Genomic DNA, 23,899 nt, shown 5'->3' on the forward strand with positions numbered 1-23,899 from the left:
ATCCTGACCCCTCGTCCTTCGTGTCCTTCGTGGATCACCACACCCGATCCCCAACAACCAATCGCCAAATTCAAGTACAATAAGGCCGAATGAACTCTGGCCTAGATGTGAGGTGTTTGTGGATAACAAAGTTATCTACTCGATGATTCGGGTGAGCAAAATTCATCCGCCGAATAAGCAAGTTTTGAAGGATATTTCGTTATCCTATTTTTATGGTGCAAAAATTGGCGTACTCGGGGCGAATGGCTCGGGTAAATCCAGCCTGTTGCGCATTTTGGCGGGCGTTGATCAAGAGTTTCAAGGCGAAACGGTTTTAGCGCCAGGCTATACCATCGGCTATCTTGAGCAAGAACCCCAACTTGATGCCAGCAAAACGGTGCGCCAAATCGTTGAAGAAGCAGTCAAACCCGTCGTTGATGCCTTGCGCGAATACGATGAAATCAACGCTAAATTCGGCGAATCCATGAGCGACGACGAGATGGATGCGCTGATCCAACGTCAAGGCGAGGTGCAAGATAAGCTTGACCAAATGAATGCCTGGGATTTGGATAGCCGCCTCGATTTCGCCATGGATGCCTTGCGCTGCCCTCCATCGGATACGCCAGTTGAGGTGCTTTCTGGTGGCGAACGCCGCCGCGTGGCGCTCTGTCGGCTGTTGCTCGAAGAGCCAAGCATTTTGCTGCTCGACGAACCAACCAACCACCTTGATGCCGAATCGGTGGCTTGGCTCGAAAAGCACTTGCAAGAATATCCTGGTACAGTCATCGCGGTTACCCACGATCGCCACTTTTTAAATAATGTGGCTGGCTGGATTTTGGAGCTTGATCGTGGGCAGGGCATTCCGTGGAAGGGCAATTATTCGTCGTGGCTTGAGCAAAAACAACAACGTCTAGCCAACGAAGAAAAAGCCGAATCACAACGCCAAAAAACCCTCCAACGCGAGTTGGATTGGATTAACATGGCTCCGAAGGCCCGTCAAACCAAGAGCAAAGCCCGCATCAACGCCTACGAACAATTGCTCAGCCAAAATACGGAAAAAGCTCAAGGTGAATTGGAAATTTTCATTCCACCAGGGCCACGCTTGGGCGATATCGTGATTCGTGCCAATAATGTGAGTAAATCGTTTGGCGATAAGTTGCTTTACGAAAACTTAACCCTCGATTTGCCTGCTGGCGGGATTGTAGGCATTATTGGGCCAAACGGCGCAGGTAAAACGACCTTGTTCCGCCTGATTACCGACCAAGAACAGCCTGATGATGGCGTGTTTGAGGTTGGCTCAACTGTCAAATTGGCCTATGTTGACCAAAGCCGCGAAACGCTTGACCCCGAAAAAACCGTTTGGGAAGAGATTTCCGAAGGCGCTGAACAAATTCAGCTTGGGCCACGCACGGTCAATTCACGTGCCTATGTTGCCCGTTTCAATTTCTCAGGCTCGGATCAACAAAAGAAGGTCGGTGGCCTCTCTGGTGGCGAGCGCAACCGCGTGCATTTGGCCAAAATGCTCAAATCGGGCGCAAACGTTATCCTGCTCGACGAACCAACCAACGACTTGGATGTGCATACCCTACGAGCCTTGGAAGAGGCCTTGGAAAATTTTGGCGGCTGTGCCGTGATTATTTCCCACGATCGCTGGTTCCTTGATCGGGTTGCTACCCATATGTTGGCCTTTGAAGGCGATAGCCAAGTGGTTTGGTATCCTGGCACCTACAGCGAATACGAGGCTGATCGCCGCAAACGCTTAGGCAGCGCCGCCGATCATCCGCATCGCATCACTTACCGCAAACTACGCCGCGATTAATTTCCCTCAGCCCTCCTTCCAAGGGTAGGTTTTAATAATGATTGGGTGAAATTCATCGTCGATGATCATGCGCTCACCCCCTAGCCCCCTCGCCCGCTGAGCGAGGCGAGGGGGAATTGCCAAATAAGCTTGATCATTTCTATCAATAAATTCAGCTTAACTCCCCTCTCCTACGGCGCAGGAGAGGGTTTGGGGTGAGCGCATGATCTTCTCCACTATTGAACAATGCTTATCGTATTTGCTAGGCTGCCGCCCGAGATTAAGCGTCGCCCCATCCTTCTGCCAACCCACCCCAATTCACTCTTTTTGGCTTTACTGCATGTGATTCAACAATTTTTTGATCGCTAAAACGCTTATTTTTTCAAATGATGAGAGGAGGTTTTCAATGCTTTTGTCGCTTTTTATGATTGGGATCGGCTTAATTGTATGGATCATTCTATGTTATGGTTATGCATTTTTCAAAACAAAAATTCGCTGGTTTTTGCTGCATAGTTTGCGCTGGATCGGCATTGGTCAATATTTTGCCCTGTTGCTCTATCTGATGCTAATCGGGGTTTTACCACTACCCTATGGTGAATTAATTGTCGTTGCGACGATTGGGTTTATCATTGCGCGAAAACATGGGCCGATGTTGCGCAATACTTACACCGAGGGGCCATATCGGACACGAGATATGTTATTTTTTCGCATATATGAACCAGCCATTGCCGCTGAACAAGGTTTTTTTGTGCCATTTCATGCCGCCGTTGATTTTGGCGCACAACGCCAATTACGCACCCAGTTGCTATTCCATGGGGCAATGATTCTGATTAATTGTCTCATTCTTTATGGTGCGTTTTTATTGGCCGATTAAGCTTAGGCAACGCAAAGCAGCACCTTACATATAATGGTTGATTGGAATTAACTATCACGTGGAATGCCCTCACCCCCTAGCCCCCTCCTTTCAAGGGTAGGTTTTTAACAATCGTTGGGTGGGATGTACCGCCGATTGGAATGCCCTCACCCCCTAGCCCCCTCTCCCACCCAGCAGGCGAGGGGGAAACCATCCATCAGGATCATTGGATCTCGCCTCTCCCGCCACGGTGGGAGAAGGGTTGGGGTGAGGGGTTTACATTGTTTGATCGATTAATTTAATTCCACCCCAAGCTGCTGCATCCGCCCCAAAGCATAGGCCAATTTCGGCGCTGTCTCAGGAAAATAAATGCCTGGCGCAAATGCTTGGCTGCCATCTAGCCCCAACATTGTTTCAAGCTGAATCACCGCACCCACTGCCGTCAGATGAGTTTGGCCTTGGCGATCAACAATTGTTTTGGTCAATTGCTGGGCTTTGCCAGCATGATCACGCCCGCTGATCTGCCACACCAATTCATGCGCCGCACCCGTGCCAGGATTGTAGAGCAAGGCATGGCGCAAACGATCAAAGCGCCGATGCATCAACAATTTCCACACGCCAGAACGCGCCAAGCCCAACAACAAACCCATGGTCAAACGATCATCAAAGGTGATGCGGGCCGAAACACTCGCAGCCTTGGTGCTTTGCGGCAATGTCCATTGATCAGGCGTATCAAAGCGATAAGTTTTGGCGCGATAACCATTGGGAAAAGTCACAGTTTGCGGCTCGGTATAGGGGTAAACCTCACGTGGCTGATGTTTCTCAGTGATGGTAAACGGCGTAGCAATATGCTCCATATATTCAATTGAATTTGGCCCAGCTTTATCTTTGAGCGAAAACAGCACATGCAAATCCATCTGTTCGGTTTGGGCTAATTGCTGGGTTGCTGCAAACGCCACCACACTAGCCAAGCCCGCCATCCAATGCGAGGCAAACAGCAATGGAGCCTTCAGGGTGTTGCGATCAATCCTATCCAAGGTTTGTTGTAAACGTGATGTCCAACGGGTGATATCAACCATAGGAATCCCACGGGCCACTGCTTCTTGCAACACATAATCATGCGGGTCATTGACAGCATTGATAATCGCCTGTGGTTGCAACCCCGCCAATGGTTGCGGCTTGAGCACATCGATCGCCGCCGCGCTGGTTGGCCCGCCAAGTTCGGCAACCAATTGCTGGGCTTGCTGTGGATTACGCCCCGCCAAAATCAACGGCAGATCAGGGTGACTCTGGCGCAAAATCTGGGCAATTTGCGAACCAACCACGCCATAACCACCCAAAATAACGATTGCTTGCATTGCTAGCTCCTTGTAATATATCGTCATTTCGGAATATAACGATATGTTTGATAAAAAAATAATTATTCGTAGGTACAGGTTTTTAAGTAGACCACTAATTCCTCGGCATAGGCGACCATCCGCTGAGTATCGGCTTGGTAAATCACCTCTTTGCCTTGGCGGGTCGAAATCAACAAGCCCGCCCGTTTGAGCATGGTCAGGTGTTCCGAGGCGGTTGATTGGCCAATTTGGGCAAGTTCGGCAATTTCGCCGACCGTGAGTTGCTGATGGTTGGCAAACAAAAACAAAATCGTTTGGCGGGTTTCGTTGCCCAATGCCCGCAGAAAAGCCTGAATTTCAGTTGGGAGTGCCGCTGTCATGCGCAACCTTCATTTCGGTAATATCCGATATGATACTCTAATTTTGATCAAAAGTAAAGCTCCAGATTAAGCCAAAAATCCCAAGGCCAGAGGGGCAGCAACATTGCTCACCCCATCCAGCAATTAATTAACTGAGATCAATGGCCGATTGATCGTGGTGATATAGCCATAATCGATCGCGCGACTAGTACTGTAGATAAACCCACGTTCTTCGAGCATCGGGTAAAGATAGGTTGGCTGGATATCAGTCAAGGCTAACAATTGCTGGCCTGGCTCCAAAGTTGTCAAGGCTGCCAAGGTATTGACCAAGGGCAAGGGCGTTTTGAGGCCACGATTATCGATCACGGTGGGTTGTTGCAACACAAGCCGCGACGCGAACCACTGCTCTTCGCCAGGCAATTGGCGATACAGATAACAATCCCAGCGTTCACGATTTGGCCGTTGCCAACTGACAAAGCCTTGATGATCTAAAGCGGCACTAATTGGCTTAGGATCAAATGAATTAACTAATAATAAGACCATGCCAGCGGGCACTGCTTTGGCGCTGCGCAAAATCAATTGCACCGGATCATCAACCTCATTGGTTAATTGATCAACCTGAATTGTGCGATAAATTGGGCGTTCTTGCAGCCATCCTGGTGGCTCTTGGGGCGTAACTTCGGGCTGATTGGTGGCATTTAAGGCCTGATTGACCGCCATCAGCAATTGATCAACTTCTAAGTGCATCATTTGCGCCAATTGGCTGAGCGTCAACCAACGGCTTAAAATCCGCCGCAAATGTGGATTCGACAGGCGAGCCAGCCTTGGCACGTTCAATACGAGCCAATCTTCTAGCTCAGGATGCCGTCCCAGCAATTCACCAACACGCATCGTTGCGGTAATCATCGCAGCCTCCCCCAGACCTTCAAAGCCTGTTGCCGTTGCGTGGCCATAGCGATCCTCCTTTGTCGTAATTCAGTTTAATCAGCCAAGCACAGCCGCTAAAGTGGGAATTTGCCTACGCTATGTAACAATTTCTTCACGATCGCCACCAAGCTTAATCTGCTAAAGCCTGAGACCGACCCGCAACCGTTCATCGCAAGAAGGCTGTGCTATAATGCCCCGTATGTTTCAACGAGCAACCCAAGCCAGAATTGCGATAAAAGGTGTAACCCATGGCAGATGATCGACAGTTGGTGGATGAAATTTCGGCAGCAACCACGCTGGAATTGCCAGTGCTTCCACTCATCAATACCGTGCTTTTCCCAACAATGGTCACCCCACTTTTTGTAGCCCGCGAGCTATCAATGGCTGCGATCGAGGCGGCGATGAGCGCCGATCGGCAAATTGTCGCGGTAGCGCAACGCGCAATTGAAATCGAGGAGCACGATACCAGCCAACTGTATCAGGTCGGGGTGATTGCCCATATTGAGCGGGTGCTCAAACTGCCCGATGGCACAACCTCGGTCTTGGTGCAAGGCCAACAGCGGGTGCAAATTGTCGATTGGCTGGCAACTGAACCCTACATTAATGCGCAAGTGCAAATCATCGAGCCAGATCATGAATCGAGTTTGGCGATTGAGGCCATGATGCGCGGCGTATTGGCTTCCTACGAAAAAGTGGTCAAACTAAGCCGCACTATGCCCGATGATGCCTATGTTGCGGCGCTCAACCTTGAAGATGCGAGCGCCTTGGCCGACTTAATTGCCTCGACCTTGCCGCTTGATATCGTGCGTCGCCAACAATTGCTCGAACTTTTTGAGGTCGAGGAGCGCTTGCGGCGGCTGAGTGTGGTGCTCTCACAAGAGATTGATGTGCTTGAATTAGAGCATCATATTCAAAATCAGGTGCAAAAAGAGGTCGATAAGTCGCAACGTGATTTCTTCCTGCGCGAACAACTCAAGGCCATCCAAACCGAGCTGGGTCAAGAAGATCCATTGACCCGCGAATTGAATGAACTGCATGATCGGATTGTTGCGGCCAATTTGCCTGCCAAAGCCCAAGCCAAAGCCTTAGAAGAACTTGGCCGCTTGGAGATGATGCCGCCAGCCGCACCCGAATATAGCGTTATTCGGACGTATTTGGATTGGTTGCTAGAACTGCCTTGGTCAAAAACCAGCGCCGATGTTGCTGATCTTGAAGTGGCGGCCAAGGTGCTCGAAAACAACCACTATGGCTTGAAAAAAGTCAAAGAACGGATTTTAGAATTTATCGCCGTGCGCATGCTGGCTGGTGATAGTACCAAATCGCCAATTTTATGTTTTGTTGGCCCGCCAGGTGTCGGCAAAACTAGCCTTGGCCGTTCGGTCGCCGAGGCGTTAGGCCGCGAGTTTGTGCGGCTTTCGCTTGGTGGCGTGCACGATGAGGCTGAAATTCGTGGCCATCGCCGCACCTATATTGGAGCCATGCCAGGCCGCATCATCCAAACCATGAAAGATGCAGGCACGATCAACCCAGTTTTTATGCTTGATGAGATCGATAAGCTGGGCAATGATTTCCGCGGCGATCCAGCGGCGGCCTTGCTTGAGGTGCTTGATCCTGAGCAAAATAATACCTTTGCCGATCACTACCTTGATCTGCCGTATGATCTTTCGAAGATTATGTTTATTACCACCGCCAACATGCTTGACCCAATCGACGAGCCATTGCTTGATCGGATGGAGATTGTTGAGCTACCAGGCTATATCGAAGAAGAAAAAGTGCAAATTGCCCGTAAATTCTTGATTCCCAAGCAAATCGAAGCTAACGGTTTAAAGCAACATCCAATTACGATCAGCGATGAAGCCTTGCGCCAAATCATTCGCACCTACACCTGGGAAGCGGGCGTGCGCAACCTTGAGCGCGAAATTGGCGGTATTTGTCGCAAAATTGCTCGCCGTGTTGCCGAGAAAAAGCGCTATCCACGCCGAATCACGCCAACCATGCTCACCGATTTCCTTGGTCAGCCGCCGTTTGACTACAGCCGCGCCAATGATCGTGATGAAATTGGGGTAGCGACAGGCATGGTTTGGTCGAGCAACGGCGGCGATGTGGTCGCAATCGAAACCGCGATTGTTGATGGCAAAGGCACAACGACCCTCACTGGCCAACTTGGCGATGTGATGCAAGAATCGGCCCAAGCAGCGCTTTCGTATGCCCGAGCTTCATCGCGCCGTTTAGGCATCGATGGCAAACGCTTCGAAAAAATCGATATTCATATTCACGTACCCGAAGGCGGTGTGCCCAAAGACGGGCCATCGGCAGGGATTACCTTAGCCTGTTCGGTGATTTCAGCCTTAACTCATCGGCCATTGCGTCGCGATGTGGCCATGACTGGCGAAATTACCCTACGCGGGCGGGTGCTGCCAATCGGCGGGTTACGTGACAAAATTTTAGGGGCATATCGCGCAGGCATCACCACCATGCTGATTCCCAAAAAGAATTTGCGTGATTTGGAAGAAGTGCCCAACAATGTGCGCCGCCAAATAACCGTGGTTGCGGTTGAACATATGGATGAGGTCTTGCCAATTGCCTTTGTCTCGAACCCGCTTGAGCGCGGTAGCCAACACACCAGCGACGGCGATCAAACCAGCGTGGTACTACCGACGATCACCCAACCGCAGCTTGGATCAGTCGAATTGTGATTTATTGCGCAAGTTGGTAAGCTCGGAAGTAAACTCACCCTCGTAAGCTAGGATTAAAGTCATCCATTCAAGTAGCACAATCGCGTACTCTTGGCATGATATCTGCCTAGGTAGCTACATGAGATTACGCGATTGGACGCAGGAACCTGACCTTTGCGAGGTTTTTAAATCGATCCACATTACGGGGGTATTGCAGATTATGCAACATATCGTGGTTGTTGATGATACACCAGCGTTAGCCGAATTAGTCATGCGCATGTTGACTCGCTATGGCTATCATGTGCGCACGCTGAGTGGCGGGCTGCAATTAATTGAATATATGCGCCAACATCGCCCAGCACTTGTACTACTCGATGTAGGACTTCCAGTCAAAGATGGTTGGACGCTGATTCGCGAAATTCGCATGCAGCCTGATTTAGCACATATTCCGGTGATTGCCGTCACCGCTCATGCCGCCGACGAAGACCGCCAACGCGCCTTCAGTGCTGGCTATACCAATTATCTTTCTAAGCCGTTTGATGTTCAAGATTTATTGCAGATGGTGCGCGGATACGTGCCATCGGCAGTCTAGAGGAGTCGTGTGTGGCCGCCCGTTCAATGCCAACAATCAACTTGCCAACCCAGCTAAAGGCTCATCTTCAGGCCGGCCATCCATGGGTCTACCGCGACCATGTGCCGCCGAGTACTCGTTTAGCCAGCGGCACATGGGTGCGGCTGCATTGTGGCAATTGGCAAGGGTTTGGCTTGTGGGATGCTCGCTCGCCGATCGCTCTACGCATCTTTTCGAGCCGCATGCAGCCCGATGCCAACTGGATCAAAACGGTCGTTCAGCAAGCATGGCAGGCACGTGAACCGTTGCGCCAAACTGCCACCACCGCCTATCGTTTGCTGTTTGGCGAGGGCGATGGCCTACCAGGGATCACCATCGATCTCTACAATCAATATGCCGTGATTGCGACCTACGCCGATTGTGTTGAGGTATTGATTGCCGATGTGGTCAAGGCCTTGCAAGCCAGCGTGCCACAACTGCGGGGCGTGGTGCGCCGCCGCCGCGACGATAGCGAAAACGACGATGAAACTGGCAAAATTGAGTTGTTGTGGGGCGAATTGCCACCAGCCCAACTGATAGTCGAAGAACATGGCCTTAAATTGATCGCTAATTTGTTTGAGGGCCAGAAAACTGGCTTATTCCTTGATCATCGTGAGAACCGCCATACCATTGAGCAATGGAGCCATGGTAAAACGGTGCTGAATTGCTTCTCGTATACTGGGGCATTTTCGTTATACGCTGCTCGTGGCGGCGCAACTGCCACCACCAGCGTCGATATTGCGCCAGCCGCTGCCCACGATGCTGAACAAAATTTTATGCTCAATGGCTTGATGAATGAACACCAGCGCTTTTTGGCCCGCGATTGCTTTGATTTTCTGAGTCGCACGATTCAGCGTGGCGAAACCTATGATTTGGTGATTCTTGACCCACCTTCGTTTGCCCGCTCGAAGAAAAATATTCATGCAGCAACTCGAGCTTATGTCAAACTCAATGCCTTAGCGATTCAATGTGTGGCGAAGGGTGGGCTACTGGCCTCAGCCAGTTGTACTAGCCAACTTTCGCCCGCCAATTTTCGCTTGATGCTGGGCGAAGCTGCTGCCCAAACCGATCAGCAATTGCGCATTATTCATGAGGCAGGGCAAGCGCTCGATCACCCAGTGCCAGCGCATTTTACCGAAGGCCGCTATCTCAAATTTGTGTTAGCCCGCGTTGATGAGCGTATGTAAAGTAATTCACCACCCTTCCGTCCCGCCTCAAGGCGGGAGACGCAGGGGGTTTTCATCCCCCTGCACCCCCAAATGTTTATGTTGTGGATTATTTCTGTTGATTCTATTACCCCAACTCCTAGCCTTCGCGTTCTTCATGCTCTTCGCGGTTTCAGTGCTTAATTCGTTTTCTGGATTATTCCTATTGATTCTATTACCCCAACCCCCAGCCTTCGCGTTCTTCGTGCGCTTCGCGGTTTCAGTGCTCCCGATCTCCATCCCAAACTAGCTCATTTATGCTAAAAAGCCCAATTTATGCTACAATAGCAGGGCAGAATGTGTATCTACGAGGAGCCTGAGCAATGCCAATTCGTGTTTTAGACCCAACTTTAGCTGCCCAAATCGCCGCTGGCGAGGTGGTTGAACGCCCAGCCTCGGTCGTCAAAGAATTAATCGAAAATTCGGTCGATGCTGGCGCTACCGAGATTCGGGTCGAGGCACGCGAGGGCGGCAAACGCGAGTTGCGCATCCAAGATAATGGCTGTGGCATTGCCAGCGATGAGGTTGAAACGGCATTTTTGCGCCATGCCACCAGTAAAGTAACCGAAATTGAAGACCTATTTTCGATTCGCACACTGGGTTTTCGTGGCGAAGCCTTGCCTTCCATTGCCTCAGTTGCTCAAGTAACATGCCTTACCCGCACTGCCGCCGATGAAGTTGGTACTGAATTGCGGATCGCTGGTGGCGAAATTCAGGCTAAAACGCCGCGTGGCTGCTCGGTCGGCACAACCTTCACGATTCGCAATTTGTTTTATAACACCCCAGCACGGCTCAAATTTATGCGCTCCGATGCCACCGAAATGAGCCAAATTAGCACAATCGTGACCCAATATGCCTTGGCCTACCCCAACATTCGCTGGACCTTGCTGCTCGATGGCAAGCTGGCCTTACAAACCCCAGGCAATGGGCGTTTGCTCGATGCCTTGATTGAATTGTATGGGATTGATGTTGGCCGCGAGATGATCAGCGTTGATCGGACCTCGGAAGCCGAAGATGAAACTGTGCGCGTTCATGGCTTTGTCAGCCAACCTTCGACCTTTCGCGCTGCCCGTTCGTATATGCACTTATTCGTCAATCAGCGTTGGATCAAGCCGCAAGGCAATTTGGTCTATATGATCGAAGAGGCCTACCATACCTTATTGATGAAGGGTCGGCATCCGATTGTGGCCTTGAATATTGAGCTTGAGCCAGAAGCGGTTGATGTGAATGTGCACCCAACCAAGAGCGAGGTCAAATTTCGCAATCAATCGCATGTCTATGGCGCATTGACCAAAGCAGTACGCGAAGCCTTGGCTGCTCAAAGCACTATTCGGGCTTGGACAGGCTTTGGAGCCAACGAAAGTGTCAATCGGCGGGTCGAATTACGCTCGCCCAATGGCGAACGACGTGGCTCAAGCAATGATGCACCCTTGTTTGATGATGCACCAGCAGCGCCACGCCCTCAGGTCAATAATTATCCTGATGACGATTTTGATTCGACCGTGAATTTGCCGCCAATTGCTAAACAAGCGCGGTTTGAAACCCCAACCACCAGCCAAACCAGCAGTTTCTTGCCGCCGCAGCAACAAGCTTTTGATCCGGCGTATGCACCGAGCATGCCAGCTCCAGGCGAGGCCAAATTGCCGATGTTACGGGTGGTTGGCCAAGTTAACGAAACCTATATTGTGGCCGAAAGCAGCGATGGTATGTATTTGGTCGATCAGCATGCGGCCCACGAACGGGTGGTGTATGAGCGCTTGATGGCCGAACATCAGGATGTGCCAATTGAACGCCAAACCCTGATGTTAGCCCAACCGATTGAACTACCACCAGCCGTCACCCGTTTGCTCAGCGCTCACTTGGCCGATTTGGAGCAATGGGGCTTTGAGGCCGAGGAATTTGGCGAAGGCACATTAATGTTGCGAGCTGTGCCAAGTGGCTTGCACGTTGGCCAAATTGCCACCGCCTTGATGGAAATCGCTGATCATTTGAGTTATGAAGGCGGGGCCACTAGCGACGATCGGCGTGAAAAAATGTTGACCACGATCGCCTGCCATAGCTCAATTCGCGCGGGCAAAACCCTGACCCACGAAGAGATGCGCCAGCTTTTGCAACAACTTGAGCGCTGCGAAATGCCGCGCACCTGCCCGCATGGCCGCCCAACCATGCTCCAAATTACGCAAGGCCAAATCGAACGCCAATTTGGGCGCAAAGGCTAGGGATCAGGGATCGGTTGTTAGGGGCTGGGGATCAGGATTTAACACAGAGGCACAGAGACGATTTAAGGGTTAGGGGCCAGCGATCAGGACTCAGGATTGACGCTTGGGTTCGGTAATGCCAATCTGACCCCTCGCCCCTGAATCCTAACCCCTCACCCCTTTGTGCTCTTCGTGTCCTTCGTGGTTAAAAAACTAAACTCCAATAACACTCAAGATCATTTTATGCTCTATGTTCTATGCTCTATGTTCTTCACTAGATTTGCCAAATAAACAAAGCGAGGGTTGCTAAACTAATGGCGATGATTTTGCGGGCAGTCAATTGTTCGCGGAACAATGGTACGGCAATAATCGCAGTAATTGGCGTTTTGAGATTAATTGCTAGCAGCACAAATGGCAGCGTTGCCGCGTCGGACATGGCTTGGGCATGCATCATCGCCACAAAACCACCAAAGGTGATCAAACCAACCACCGCGCCCCAACCCCATTCGTGGCGGCGCACTTGCGGCGTAAGGTGCAAGCCAGGAATCACCCCAGCCGCAAAATCAACAAACATCAACAAGCCAATTTGTGCCCCAAAATTACGGGCATAGGTCACAGCAGCAAAACTTGAAACCACCAACAAGCCTAAACAAACATAGGTGGCGTTGCTCAGTTTCTCGCTACCTTTAACTTGAGCACCAATGAGCACGGCGACTGCGGTTAATACACACGCCAATAGATTGCCCAGCGTAGGATTGCCAGCCTGCGAGGGTAAATTGATCGTGACCGAGCCAATTTGCAGCATATTCCATGCGGCGGGCAAGAGCAAAATAATCACCCCAGCTACCACTAGATCTAAATTGCTGATCGCAAAAACCAACGATGCAGGCGAATGCTCCAAGGCTTTGGCGCGGGCAATCGTGGCAAAATAAAAGGTCACGCCTGCCAAAAAGGCCAATATCGCCGCAGGCCACGACCATGATTCGCCGCTGGCGATAAAATAAATAAGCCCACAAATTGTTGCAATCACGCTTGAAGCATAAACCATCTGGGCCGGACGTGTCCGACTAGCAAGCGCCTTGAAGAGCAGTGACAATCCCGAATAGGCCACTACTGCCAACGCTGTTAATCCAAAAACCATCGTGTTCCACCTTGGTGTGTCAATAAAGAGTTCAATGCTGGTTGGAACAGAGACGACAAAAAAGCGCGGGAAGACCCGCGCCCAAAGACTCATCAGCGAGGCTACTCAGTAATCGTCTCGCCTGCCGCCGTCCAAGGCGGCTCGACGATACATAAAAACTCTAAGCGTTGTTCGCCATCATTGCGCAACCATTGTGAGCAACGTGGCGGAATATAGTAATACGAACCAGCCTCGATCGCATGGGCCTGACCATCAAGCACCATCGTTCCATGTCCAGCGATGATGTAGTATACCTCAGATTGCTCAAGCCAGTGATCGGCAGTGCGACAACCAACATCAACGTAGGCATGGGCTAAGCTATAACCAATGCGAATTGGCTGCTGAGTTGGATGCAAGAGTTCGCGCAAATGGCAACCATCGCCAGCCACAAACTCGGCTTGATCGCGCAGATGCGCCAAAAAAACTCGGTCGCTCATTCCATCCCCAAGTAGGCCTTTTGTACATCTTCATCTTCGCGCAAAGTTGCGGCATCGCCTGCCTTAACAATTGCCCCAGTTTGCAGCACATAGGCTCGATGGGCAATTCCTAACGCCATCAAAGCGTTTTGCTCAACCACCAAAATGGTTGTGCCTTGGCTGTTGATATTTTGAATAATTTCAAAAATCAGGTCAACCAACACTGGAGCTAATCCCATCGATGGTTCATCGAGCAACAGCAAACGAGGGCGTGACATCAAAGCGCGGCCAATTGCCAACATTTGCTGCTCACCGCCAGAGAGCGTGCCGCCGCGCTGGACAACTCGCTCCTTCAAGCGGGGAAACAGCTCAAACACCCGATCCATGTCACTGGCAATTTCAGCTTTATCGTTGCGGGTGAATGCGCCCATTTCTAAGTTTTCGCGCACGGTGAGGTTGGCAAAAATCCGCCGACCTTCAGGCGATTGCGAAATGCCCTGCGAAACAATTTTATGGGCGGGTACACCATTGAGCGGCTTGCCTTCAAACAGCACTTGACCTGTGCGAGGCGGCGTAATGCCGGAGATCGTCCGCAGGGTTGTGCTTTTCCCAGCGCCATTCGAGCCAATTAGGGTCACAATCTCGCCTTGATTAATCTCCAGCGAAATGCCCTTGAGCGCATGAATGTTGCCGTAATAGGTATGTACATTTTGCAATTGCAACATCGCGAATGTCCTTATCATTAAAGGATGAAGGATGAGGGATGAAGGATGAAATACCAAACCATCCAATCGATCCTTCTTTATAGGCAACCATGAATGCTAGGCCACAGCGATCGGGTTGTTAACCAGAAGTCTTGAATTATGCTAAGCGACTTAGCATTCTTCGCGCCCTTCGCGGCTTCAAACCCGACCTCTGATCCCCAACAACCAATCCCCAAACCTAGGCTTTATCAAACACCGGAGCGCCGCCGCCTTTGCCCTTGGCGGCATGGCCTGTGCCAAGATAGGCCTCGACAACCTTGGGATCGGTTTGGACTTCGCGTGGCAAGCCTTCGGAAATTTTAATCCCGCGATCAAGCACGGTTACCCGCTCGGAAATACCCATAACCACTTTCATATCGTGTTCGATCAGCAGCACCGTCAGATCGCGCTCATCACGTACCTGATAGATCAATTTGGTCAAGGCATCGGTTTCTTTGGGGTTCATACCAGCGGTTGGCTCATCGAGCAACAACAGTTTGGGATTGGTTGCCAAGGCTCGTGCCACTTCCAAACGGCGCTGATCGCCATACGGCAGATTTTTGGCCATTTCGTCAGCACTGTTACGGCCTAAACCGACATATTCAAGCAGCTCAAAGGCTTTGTGTCGCGCTTCTTTTTCCTCGGCTCGCATGCTGGGCGTGCGAAAAAGCGTGCCCAACAAGCCAGTATGCATACGGCAATGCTGGCCAACCAAAACATTTTCAAGCGCCGTCATGTGCGCAAACAAACGAATATTTTGGAAGGTTCGGCCAATCCCCAGCTTGGTTACTTCGCTGGGCTTTGTGCCATTAATCCGCTGGCCATCGAAAATCATGTCGCCATCGCTGGGCGTATACAAACCAGTGATCATATTGAAAAAGGTGGTTTTACCAGCACCGTTTGGGCCAATTAGCCCAACAATCGAACCTTTTTCAATCTCAAATGAAACATCGCTCACGGCGGTTAGGCCACCAAAACGCTTGGTAATGCCGCGAGCTAGCAGCAAAGGTGCCATGCAGGTCTCCTACGCCGCCAACGACGGATCAGCATCCGCCTCGGCTGCCACGCTATTGATATTGATCGGATCATCATCGGAATGTAATTCGGCTTTACGGCGCTCGTTGGGCAACAGGCCTTCTGGTCGAATCAGCATCATCACCACCAACACGATGCCAAACAACAATAAACGTTGTTGGGTCAAATCTTGTAGAGCGGAAACCCCGACCGTACTACCACCGGTGGTGAGGGCTCTCTGGTCAGCAATATCGCGGAACAATTCGGCACCTTTGGGGATAAACATCTTATCAGCGCCCTGAATTAGCAAGCCACCGACAATCACCCCGGCCATATTGCCCAAACCACCAAGAATCACCATACAGAGCAAGATGATTGAAACGCTAAAGTCGAATGAGCTTGGGAAAATCGCTCCGATGAATGCGCCATAGAACGCACCACCAAAGCCTGAGAACATTGCCCCCATCGAGAAGGCTAACAACTTGGTGCGTACTACGTTGATACCCATGGCATCAGCGGCCAATTCATCCTCGCGCATGGCCATCCAAGCGCGGCCTTGGCGTGAATCACGCAGGCGGTTGATGAAGAAAATCGCCAAGCCCATGATGATAATCAACAGGTAATACCAAGGAATTTTGTTCGATGGCTCGAAATTGCCAATCAACGGCAAATTTGGCGGCGAGATTGGGTTAATCCCCTTATTACCACCAGTCAAGTCCATCTGTTCAATCCCAATTGGCAGGCCGAAGAAGCGCAAGGTCAAGGTTCCTGTGGGTGGGCCACCACCAAGGTTGCGGAAGAGAATCGGCACAATTTCGCCGAAACCAAGGGTCACAATCGCCAAATAGTCGCCTCGTAAGGGTAGCGTGGGCGCACCCAAGGCTAAACCAGCAATTGCCGCGACCGCCGCCGCCACCCAAATTACCAACCAAAAACTAATGTTGATGCCAAGGTGCGGCGATGAGAGCATGGCGGTGGTGTAAGCACCAATTGCAAAGAAGGCTGCATAACCTAAATCAAGCAAGCCCGCATAACCCACCACAATGTTCAAGCCTAAGGCCAGGAGAATAAAGATATAAATCGGAATCAAGGCATCAAGCAAGAGCAAGTTGCCAGCACGATCAATCAAGGGAATCAAGATCACTGGCAGGGCAATCACCGCTAACAGTGGGATATTAGGCCGCAACGGCAAAGCCCGTGCTGCACCCGCTGCCGCCCCCAATAATGCGCCAGTGATGGTACAAAACACCAACACAAACAGCAAAATCAGAATATCGCTGGCTAAGCCCATCGCATCAGCCAAAATCACGGTTTCGGATAAATGCTCGGCAAACTCGCTAGCATCAACCCCAGCGGCGGGAGCGATCACAAAGGCAGTTAAAAAGAGGGCGAGGGCCGTCCAAGCGCCAGCAATTGCGCCAGCCCCAGCGCCCAAAGCAGCCCCAGCTTGGGGCGTTGCTTGTGGTTTGCGTTGAAATGCCAGCAAACCAGCGCCCAAACCACTGAGCATGCCCGCAATAATCGCCACCCCTGGCTTATCGGGGCCATAGACAATTGTCATGACTGCGCCGAACAAACCAGCAATTAAGCCACCTTTAACCATATCGGGTAAGGGCGCACTATAGAGCAAACAGAGCGCGGCAATGACCAGACCACCAATTATTGCCGAGCCAAGCGCAAGATTCGGGTAATTCCATAAAAAGAATGTCCCAACTGCAAAGCCAATTCCACCAGTTATCAAATAGCGCTTTGTATTTGGCATACAATCCTCGTTTCTAGGCTTTTTGGCCACCTTCTTGTCCGAGCAAACCAGTTGGTCGGAAGAGCAAAATCAAGACAAGAATGGCGAAAATCACCGCATTCGACCAGCGTGCGCCAATATATTGATCGCTCAAGGCGAGGATCAACCCAATCAGCAAACCACCCAAAGCCGAACCAAGGATATTGCCAATGCCACCAAGCACTGCCGCCGTAAACGAAAGCAAGCCAGCGGTAAAACCCATGGTAAATAAGGCAGTTCCGTTGTAGAGACCAACGATCATACCAGCAGCACCGCCCAACGCGCCACCAATAAGGAAGGTTACAGAGATGGTGCGGTCGGCGTTGATGCCCATCAAACGTGCTGCATCACGGTCTTGGGCCGTTGCACGAATTGCTTTACCAAGCTTGGTAAAACGCACAAACGAATATAAGCCCGCGAGCAAGCCAAGACTCACAACGACTACCAACAGATCTTTATAGGTATATTTCAAACTATCTGGAATAAAAAAGACTTGGCCATTTGGCAGCAAGTCGGGGATGTTTTTTGGCGCAACCGATTGGCTACCCATAGCGGTGGAAACCCGTTCAAGCGCATCGGAACCAAGGGCATCAGCAGCTTTGCCCCAAATCAAGCCATCGCCGAGGAAGATCCCGACGTTCTGCAAGACAAACGACATGCCAATCGCTGAAATCAAGGGAGCCAACCGTGGGGCATTGCGCAATGGCCGATAGGCAAAGCGCTCAATCCCAGCATTCAAGAAGGCGGTACAAAGCATTACCAAGCCCAAAATGGCAATTAACGAAAAGAAAATCGTTAAGCCTGAGCTGGTTTTGGGGTCTAAGCCAAATAAACTAATAAAGATCAACGAAAGAAATGCCCCGATCATAAAGAGATCGCCGTGGGCAAAGTTGATCAACTCCAAAATCCCATAGACCAAGGTATAGCCCAAGGCAATTACGGCAATGTAAGTGCCTTTGGTTAAGCCAATCACGATCTGTTGCATGAGTTGGCCGGTATCGCCAACCATCTCAAGTAAAATCGTTTGGTAAATGGGAATGGCAAAGAATCCGAGGAAGATAATCAGGCCGACAATCGAAAAAGCCCGTCGCTTGGTCAGAAATGGCTCACGTGGTACAAGCGGAGCCGACTGCGGCGACGTTGGAGTTTGAGATGCTGCCATAGCGCGTTATTCCTCTGTACCCAGCAAGGGGCTGGCAACGACACAATCCACACAGGGGAAAGGGACGATCAGCGGAGGATCGTCCCTTGGAAACGGTATCAAATCTTACTTGAGGACTTGAACGAATTCGAACGCGCCACCCTTGATTTGTTGGCCGCTCATTTGGGTCAATGTCGTGTCGCCACTTGCATCGAAGCCCCATTTGCCCAACACGCCATCAAAATCTTTGGTTGCGAAAACGTTCTTCAAGATGGTTTCGCGGTTGATGCTAGCACATGATTGGTTGATCGCAGCCAACGCCACGTTGGTTGATTCGTAGCCGTAGACAGCGTAGGCTTCTGGTTCAGCGTTGAATTTGGCCTTGTAGGCGTTGTACCATTCGGCACCTTTGCCTTCAAGCTTGGCTGGTGGAACGCCACCGAAGGTTGCATAAACGCCTTCAGCGTTATCAGCACCAGCAGCGTCGATAAAGGCTTGTTCGAAGATCCCGTCTGGACCCATGAACTTAACTTTATCAGCGGTCATCCCAGCAGCCCGCATGTCTTTGACCAATTGGCCTGCGTTGCTTTGGGTGATGCCACCGAAGTAGATCATATCGGGGTTGGTAGCGGCGATTTTCGACATCAACGCCTTGTAATCGCTAGCTTTGGCATCGATGCTATCGCGACCTGCAATCTTGATGCCATTCTTTTCAGCGGTAGCAGCAAATACGTCAGCAATCCCTTTGCCATACAACTCGGTATCATCCAAGATGTAGACATTGGTTACGCCCAATTCTTTGGCCCAGTTGCCTGCGGCAGCGCCTTGCAAGTCGTCGGCTGGCACCACGCGGGTGTAGTTGCGCGTACCTTTGGGATAGTAAACTGCTGGTTCGCCTTCAGCACCTTTGCCATCCTTGGTCAAGCCAGGGTAGGTGTTGGCAGGGCTGATCATCACAATCCCAGCATTGTTCAAGATCGGAATCGAGATCTTGGCAGCACCTGAGTTGAAGGTACCGATATAGACCATCACATCTTTGTTTGAAGCAGCAGCATTAGCGTTTTCGGCTTCTTTCGCTTCATCCCAAGCGCCTTTAGCTGCGGTTGCATCGTCAAGATCTTCATACTTGATCTCAACATTCCCATCGCACGCGGTGTATTTGGCTTCTTCTAAACGCATCTTAATGGCGTTTACAATGGTATCTGTTTGTCCTTTTGAGGAACCGGTGCGGGGTAAGCTACTAACAATCGTGACGGTAGTTTTGGTTGTTCCACCAGTTTGGGTGCCACATGCGGCCAAAATCACCATGATCATGGTCAAGACGAGCGAGAATGAAAGGAAACGTTTCATAATTCCAGTTGCTCCTTGTTTAAAAGCGAGGAAAGCCTAAAACTGGCTAGCCCAAAGCCATACATGGTTTTAGTGATGAGGCAAAAACCTCCTTAAAAGCCACATTCAACTCAAAGGTGCAATCATTGAACGACGGCTACCTGCAATGGTAGCGGGTTGGATTGGGAGAAAGTAGAGGGTCTTATAGGGCGGTAGTGTACACAACGACCATGGTTTTGTCAAACAATCAGGGTAGGACAATTTGAAAATCAAAAGGCAAAAGGCCGAAGGCAAAAGAGGTGTCCTGGCCAAGAATGAAGGGCAAGGAATTAACCTAGAGGCGCAGAGTTAAGCAGGATGAGGGATGAATTATGAGGGATGAAGAACCATAATCAAACAAATCTGTGCTCATCTGTGGCTAAATATACCTTCGCGTTCTTCATGCCCTGCGTGGTTTCGGCCTTCGTGTCCTTCGTGGATCAAAATAAACTGGCCCCTAATACCTAATCCCTTTTTGCCGATTTTGCCTGTACAATACCAAGTACCTGAGTCGCAGTGGACGAAAGGAGCAAACATGCGACGGATTGTGATCCTGCTGGGCTTGATTTTGAGCCTGATTCTCATCCCCTCGAATTCGCCCTCAACCAGTGCCGCCGAGCCTTCGCGTCCGGTTTTTGCCTACTACTATGGCTGGTGGGGCAGCCAAACTTGGTATCTCGACAAGATTCGCGACCGCCCGCTGGAACTCTACGAGAGCGACCGCGATAGCACCATGCTCAACCATATTCGCCAAGCCAAAAATGCTGGCATCGATGGTTTTATCTGTACATGGCGCTATACCTGTGCCCGCTTGTTGCAACTGGCTGAGCAAGAAGGCAATTTCAACGTGGTTTTCAGCGTTGATCCGGTAGCTGATGGCACGCTCAACTCAACTCAGGCAATTGTCGATAATATGCGCGAAATGGCTGGCCTCGCCAGCAGCAATGCCTATTGGCGCTGGGATGGCAAGCCAGTTTTCGTGTTTTGGAATGATACAATTTTGCCTGGTGGCCGTGGTTCGCTCAGCGATTGGACCGATCTGCGCAGTCGGGTTGATCCCAATCGCAATCAATTTTGGCTCGGGGGCGGGGTAAACTTCAGTCTGCTCGATGTGTTCGATGCGATTCACTTTTTCGATATTACCTGGGAACGCAAGCAAGGCGATGCGATGATTTCGTATAGCCGCAATTTGCGCGAATATAACAGCAGCCGCAATAGTAACAAACCATTTGTCGCGACTGTTATGCCTGGTTATGATGATTTGCTCTATCGCAACGGCCACTTCCGCGACCGCGAAAACGGCAACTACTATCGCGCTGGCTGGGATACGGCGATCAATTATCAGCCCAAGGCGATCATTTTAACGAGTTGGAATGAATGGTATGAAGGCAGCCAGCTTGAGCCAAGCCAAGCATATGGCAACCTCTACCTCGATATTTCACGCGAAAAAATTAGTGCCTTCAAAAATAATGTGCCGCCAATTCCCGATGGCTTTGCCGATACCAACTTTGAAAAAACCTGGCAACGCACTGATAAGCCCGTCCAAGATGGCCGCACCAGCCGCTCATGGGTTTGGGGGCCAGCAATCGCCAAAGGCCAGTACGAGCCATATGGTGGCAGCACGCGGCTCGTCCAATATTTCGATAAATCACGTATGGAAGTCAATAATCCCAATGGCGACCGCAACCAGCCATGGTTCGTTACCAACGGATTATTGGTGGTCGAGATGATTCGCGGCCAAGTCCAAATTGGCGATAGCTCGTTTGAGCAACGTATCCCTGCTGATGAAGCTTTGGGCGGCGATCCACGGGCAATTAACGATGTTGCGCCTGGCTATAGCTCACTGCGCAATGTATTGGCCAGCCAGCCCGATAAAACTGGCCAAACTATCAGCACCCAACTCAAGCGCGATGCGACGACCAGTGGTATTACTGCGCCAAGTGTTGTCACCAACGCCCATTATGTCAGCCAAACCCAGCATAATATTCCCGATGTCTTCTGGAATTTTATGAACCAAACGGGCACGGTTTATGAAAATGGCCGCTTTGTCAACGATAAACAAGTTGTTGATTGGGTGTTTGCTTTCGGCTACCCACTAAGCGATGCCTACTGGATGCGGGCCAAACTTGGTGGCACAGAAACATGGATGTTAGTCCAAGCCTTTGAACGGCGGATATTGACCTATACCCCAACCAATGCACCTGCCTTTCAGGTTGAGATGGGCAATGTAGGCCAACATTATCGCCGCTGGCGCTACGGCAACTAGGTTAAATTGATCAATAAAAAATGCGCCCACTTCGTTTTGAAGTGGGCGCACTTATTTAATTAAGCCTATTGAGGACAGCGCAAGTTAACGCACTCTGGGCCTTTGAGAATAAACTCATCGAAGAAGGCACGAATTGCGGTTTCATCAACACTATCAAGCAATTGGCGATGGTTCCAGGCAGTCATGGCAATTTTGGTATCCATATTTTCGCGGCTAACCAAAATCGTGCGATATTGTTCAGCGCTCAAAGCAGTAAACAATTTAACCAATTGATCGTTTTCTGCGGCGCTGACTGCACTGGGCTTGAACCAAATAATTACCCCACCATGCTCCATGTTGTGCACAATTCGTTCATCTTCGGGGGGATTGGTTTGATAAAGTCCCCATTGAGCAGGGCCAGCCCAGTGGCTGCCAGAAGTTGGGGGATTCTGCTTGTAGGCGACTTTTTCGCCATCGGCAACGTGTTGTTGGCCTTCATCGGGCAATTCTTGAACAACCCCAGTCGTTGAGGGTGCTGTCGTTCCTTCGGCAACCGTCACCTTGTCAACTTTATCTTCACCACCATTAAGCACCACAACGGCAATCACCACAATCACCAATAGCACGGCTCCGATGCCAAAAAACAATGGCAAACGCGATTTTTGGCCTACTTGGCGACGACCACGACGAGGTTGAGACATGCGAAAAACTCCTTGAATAACTTAAACTGATTGGAACAAAGCAACTGCAACTTGAGCAGCTACCTGAGCATTATTATTAAGTAAAGCGGTGTTGGTGGCGATGCTTTCGCCTTCGGTTTCGCGGGCCATGGCACTCAGCAAAAATGGCGTAACTGCTGCGCCACGAATGCCTGCTGCTTCGGCTTGGGCAATTGCCCGACCAATCGCCGCCTCGACAAATTGAGGATCAAGCGCTTTTTCGACCGGTGGTGGCACTGCCAAAACCATGCCACTGCCCCCGCCATACAAGCGATGAGCGGCCCATGCGGCGGCGGCTTGAGTTGGGTCATCAACACGGCGACCCAATTGCAAACCACTATGAGCACTATAGAAAGCTGGTAACTCTTCGGTCGTATAGCCAACCACGGGCACACCATAGGTTTCGAGCACTTCAAGCGTTGCTGGCAAATCAAGAATCGATTTAGCGCCAGCGCAAACCACTAAAACTGAGCTTTTGCCCAACTCCCCAAGATCGGCTGAAACATCCCAGGTATCGCGAGCACCCCGATGCACGCCGCCAATTCCGCCAGTTGCAAACACCTGAATGCCCGCCAACTCGGCGATGGCCATCGTTGCAGCGACCGTAGTAGCGCCATCGCGGCCAGCAGCTACCGCGTAGCCAATATCGCGGCGACTGAGTTTGAGCACATCCGTGGCCGTGGCAAAATGCTCAATTTGCTCGTTGGTCAGCCCAACATGCACTTGCCCTTGAATCACGGCAATCGTGGCAGGCACAGCTCCCCCGGCTCGTACAGTCGCCTCAAGCTGCAAGGCAATCTCACGATTATGCGGGTACGGCAAGCCATGGCTAATCACAGTAGATTCCAAGGCCACCACTGGTTGGCCATTGGCAAACGCTGCTTGCACCTCAGGTGCGAGAATTAACTTCGTCACAATGGATTTCCTTCTGTGTGAATCAAAAACGTGGGTCAGCCTCGATCACTTCAATCAAAGCAAAACTATACCATAACTACATCTTCTAGATGCGTGCCGATAGTCCTAAATTAATATTCTAACTTAAGTTACTCAAGAACGAGGGGTGAGGGATCAGGAATCCTTACAAGGGTAAGTTTAAGATCCCTCACCCCAACCCCTCTCCCACTGCGGTGAGAGAGGGGAATACCAATGGTCATGATAGGATGGTTGCCCTCTCCTACTGGGCAGGAGAGGGGGCTAGGGGGTGAGGGCATGTGTACGGATCAGGTACATCGTCGGTGAATCCATCCACATCGTCGGTATGGTCAGTCGGGTGTTCTAGCCTTGATTAAACACCGATAACTGCATCGCCGATGATGTCCCTGATCCATGTGACGATGTACCTGATCAGCACA

General features: G+C 50.8%; 19 protein-coding genes. 7 read left to right on the forward strand and 12 right to left on the reverse strand.

The annotated features are described in order from the left end of the window. Nucleotides 1-118 precede the first annotated feature (118 nt). Both ettA and DEF47_RS20055 read left to right on the forward strand, forming a co-directional pair. Nucleotides 119-1,798, forward strand: a complete 1,680-nt coding sequence (ettA, locus tag DEF47_RS20050) for an energy-dependent translational throttle protein EttA (RefSeq protein WP_012190528.1) — start codon at nt 119-121, stop codon at nt 1,796-1,798. A 385-nt stretch (nt 1,799-2,183) separates the two neighbouring features. Further along, complete coding sequence (locus tag DEF47_RS20055; protein ID WP_012190529.1) at nt 2,184-2,651, forward strand: hypothetical protein; 468 nt, start codon at nt 2,184-2,186, stop codon at nt 2,649-2,651. A gap of 272 nt (nt 2,652-2,923) precedes the next feature. Here DEF47_RS20055 and DEF47_RS20060 read toward each other — a convergent pair whose 3' ends face one another. The 3 genes from DEF47_RS20060 to DEF47_RS20070 all read right to left on the reverse strand — a co-directional run bounded on the left by DEF47_RS20060 (nt 2,924) and on the right by DEF47_RS20070 (nt 5,232). Beyond that, nucleotides 2,924-3,988 (reverse strand): saccharopine dehydrogenase family protein, encoded by a 1,065-nt coding sequence (locus DEF47_RS20060; RefSeq protein WP_012190530.1) that lies wholly within the window; start codon nt 3,986-3,988, stop codon nt 2,924-2,926. Nucleotides 3,989-4,050: 62 nt separating this feature from the next. Continuing rightward, nucleotides 4,051-4,347, reverse strand: coding sequence for an ArsR/SmtB family transcription factor (locus tag DEF47_RS20065; RefSeq protein WP_012190531.1), 297 nt, complete (start codon nt 4,345-4,347; stop codon nt 4,051-4,053). Between the two features lie 123 nt (nt 4,348-4,470). Beyond that, nucleotides 4,471-5,232 (reverse strand): DUF2249 domain-containing protein, encoded by a 762-nt coding sequence (locus DEF47_RS20070; RefSeq protein ID WP_012190532.1) that lies wholly within the window; start codon nt 5,230-5,232, stop codon nt 4,471-4,473. Between the two features lie 269 nt (nt 5,233-5,501). Between DEF47_RS20070 and lon the strand changes: the two genes are divergently transcribed. From lon to mutL, 4 genes are all read left to right on the forward strand, one after another. Beyond that, a complete protein-coding gene (gene lon / locus DEF47_RS20075; RefSeq protein WP_012190533.1) occupies nt 5,502-7,949 on the forward strand; it encodes an endopeptidase La in 2,448 nt (815 codons plus the stop codon). Between the two features lie 199 nt (nt 7,950-8,148). Next, a complete protein-coding gene (locus tag DEF47_RS20080; RefSeq protein ID WP_041306511.1) occupies nt 8,149-8,520 on the forward strand; it encodes a response regulator in 372 nt (123 codons plus the stop codon). Nucleotides 8,521-8,531: 11 nt separating this feature from the next. Beyond that, entirely contained in the window at nt 8,532-9,725 is a 1,194-nt protein-coding gene (locus DEF47_RS20085) for a class I SAM-dependent rRNA methyltransferase (RefSeq protein WP_012190535.1), read from the forward strand. A gap of 341 nt (nt 9,726-10,066) precedes the next feature. Then, on the forward strand, nt 10,067-11,962 hold the full coding sequence (gene mutL / locus DEF47_RS20090) for a DNA mismatch repair endonuclease MutL (protein ID WP_012190536.1): 1,896 nt from the start codon (nt 10,067-10,069) through the stop codon (nt 11,960-11,962). Nucleotides 11,963-12,215: 253 nt separating this feature from the next. Here mutL and DEF47_RS20095 read toward each other — a convergent pair whose 3' ends face one another. The 7 genes from DEF47_RS20095 to DEF47_RS20125 all read right to left on the reverse strand — a co-directional run bounded on the left by DEF47_RS20095 (nt 12,216) and on the right by DEF47_RS20125 (nt 19,565). Then, the gene (locus DEF47_RS20095; RefSeq protein ID WP_012190537.1) at nt 12,216-13,082 is read right to left on the reverse strand and encodes a hypothetical protein; all 867 of its coding nucleotides are present in this window, start codon (nt 13,080-13,082) and stop codon (nt 12,216-12,218) included. A gap of 101 nt (nt 13,083-13,183) precedes the next feature. Further along, nucleotides 13,184-13,558, reverse strand: coding sequence for a cupin domain-containing protein (locus tag DEF47_RS20100; protein WP_012190538.1), 375 nt, complete (start codon nt 13,556-13,558; stop codon nt 13,184-13,186). After that, nucleotides 13,555-14,262 carry an ABC transporter ATP-binding protein gene (locus DEF47_RS20105; RefSeq protein ID WP_012190539.1) on the reverse strand — a complete coding sequence of 236 codons (708 nt, stop codon included), beginning with the start codon at nt 14,260-14,262 and terminating at the stop codon, nt 13,555-13,557. The genes DEF47_RS20100 and DEF47_RS20105 overlap by 4 nt, the downstream gene beginning before the upstream one ends. 217 nt (nt 14,263-14,479) lie before the next feature. Beyond that, nucleotides 14,480-15,295 (reverse strand): ABC transporter ATP-binding protein, encoded by an 816-nt coding sequence (locus DEF47_RS20110; RefSeq protein ID WP_012190540.1) that lies wholly within the window; start codon nt 15,293-15,295, stop codon nt 14,480-14,482. A 9-nt stretch (nt 15,296-15,304) separates the two neighbouring features. Then, on the reverse strand, nt 15,305-17,056 hold the full coding sequence (locus DEF47_RS20115) for a branched-chain amino acid ABC transporter permease (protein ID WP_012190541.1): 1,752 nt from the start codon (nt 17,054-17,056) through the stop codon (nt 15,305-15,307). A gap of 13 nt (nt 17,057-17,069) precedes the next feature. Then, entirely contained in the window at nt 17,070-18,083 is a 1,014-nt protein-coding gene (locus tag DEF47_RS20120) for a branched-chain amino acid ABC transporter permease (RefSeq protein ID WP_012190542.1), read from the reverse strand. A gap of 258 nt (nt 18,084-18,341) precedes the next feature. After that, the gene (locus DEF47_RS20125; RefSeq protein ID WP_012190543.1) at nt 18,342-19,565 is read right to left on the reverse strand and encodes a branched-chain amino acid ABC transporter substrate-binding protein; all 1,224 of its coding nucleotides are present in this window, start codon (nt 19,563-19,565) and stop codon (nt 18,342-18,344) included. A 553-nt stretch (nt 19,566-20,118) separates the two neighbouring features. Between DEF47_RS20125 and DEF47_RS20130 the strand changes: the two genes are divergently transcribed. Further along, a complete protein-coding gene (locus tag DEF47_RS20130; protein WP_012190544.1) occupies nt 20,119-21,849 on the forward strand; it encodes an endo-1,3-alpha-glucanase family glycosylhydrolase in 1,731 nt (576 codons plus the stop codon). A gap of 65 nt (nt 21,850-21,914) precedes the next feature. Here the strand turns inward: DEF47_RS20130 and DEF47_RS20135 are convergent, their stop codons facing one another. Together DEF47_RS20135 and DEF47_RS20140 are read right to left on the reverse strand one after the other, a co-directional pair. Further along, nucleotides 21,915-22,529, reverse strand: a complete 615-nt coding sequence (locus tag DEF47_RS20135; RefSeq protein ID WP_012190545.1) for a thioredoxin-like domain-containing protein — start codon at nt 22,527-22,529, stop codon at nt 21,915-21,917. Nucleotides 22,530-22,550: 21 nt separating this feature from the next. Further along, nucleotides 22,551-23,462, reverse strand: coding sequence for a pseudouridine-5'-phosphate glycosidase (locus tag DEF47_RS20140; protein WP_012190546.1), 912 nt, complete (start codon nt 23,460-23,462; stop codon nt 22,551-22,553). Nucleotides 23,463-23,899 lie beyond the last annotated feature (437 nt).

It is taken from the genome of Herpetosiphon sp. (genome assembly GCF_003512625.1).
Classification (GTDB): domain Bacteria; phylum Chloroflexota; class Chloroflexia; order Chloroflexales; family Herpetosiphonaceae; genus Herpetosiphon; species Herpetosiphon aurantiacus.

Coding starts and splice junctions, on each gene's coding strand:
- DEF47_RS20100 (WP_012190538.1), bottom strand. CDS start 13,558: ATGAGCGACCGAGTTTTTTTGGCGCATCTGCGCGATCAAGCCGAGTTT.
- DEF47_RS20130 (WP_012190544.1), top strand. CDS start 20,119: ATGCGACGGATTGTGATCCTGCTGGGCTTGATTTTGAGCCTGATTCTC.
- DEF47_RS20065 (WP_012190531.1), bottom strand. CDS start 4,347: ATGACAGCGGCACTCCCAACTGAAATTCAGGCTTTTCTGCGGGCATTG.
- DEF47_RS20080 (WP_041306511.1), top strand. CDS start 8,149: ATGCAACATATCGTGGTTGTTGATGATACACCAGCGTTAGCCGAATTA.
- DEF47_RS20125 (WP_012190543.1), bottom strand. CDS start 19,565: ATGAAACGTTTCCTTTCATTCTCGCTCGTCTTGACCATGATCATGGTG.
- DEF47_RS20115 (WP_012190541.1), bottom strand. CDS start 17,056: ATGCCAAATACAAAGCGCTATTTGATAACTGGTGGAATTGGCTTTGCA.
- DEF47_RS20120 (WP_012190542.1), bottom strand. CDS start 18,083: ATGGTTGGCGATACCGGCCAACTCATGCAACAGATCGTGATTGGCTTA.
- lon (WP_012190533.1), top strand. CDS start 5,502: ATGGCAGATGATCGACAGTTGGTGGATGAAATTTCGGCAGCAACCACG.
- DEF47_RS20095 (WP_012190537.1), bottom strand. CDS start 13,082: ATGGTTTTTGGATTAACAGCGTTGGCAGTAGTGGCCTATTCGGGATTG.
- DEF47_RS20110 (WP_012190540.1), bottom strand. CDS start 15,295: ATGGCACCTTTGCTGCTAGCTCGCGGCATTACCAAGCGTTTTGGTGGC.
- DEF47_RS20055 (WP_012190529.1), top strand. CDS start 2,184: ATGCTTTTGTCGCTTTTTATGATTGGGATCGGCTTAATTGTATGGATC.
- mutL (WP_012190536.1), top strand. CDS start 10,067: ATGCCAATTCGTGTTTTAGACCCAACTTTAGCTGCCCAAATCGCCGCT.
- DEF47_RS20070 (WP_012190532.1), bottom strand. CDS start 5,232: ATGATTACCGCAACGATGCGTGTTGGTGAATTGCTGGGACGGCATCCT.
- DEF47_RS20105 (WP_012190539.1), bottom strand. CDS start 14,262: ATGTTGCAATTGCAAAATGTACATACCTATTACGGCAACATTCATGCG.
- DEF47_RS20060 (WP_012190530.1), bottom strand. CDS start 3,988: ATGCAAGCAATCGTTATTTTGGGTGGTTATGGCGTGGTTGGTTCGCAA.
- DEF47_RS20135 (WP_012190545.1), bottom strand. CDS start 22,529: ATGTCTCAACCTCGTCGTGGTCGTCGCCAAGTAGGCCAAAAATCGCGT.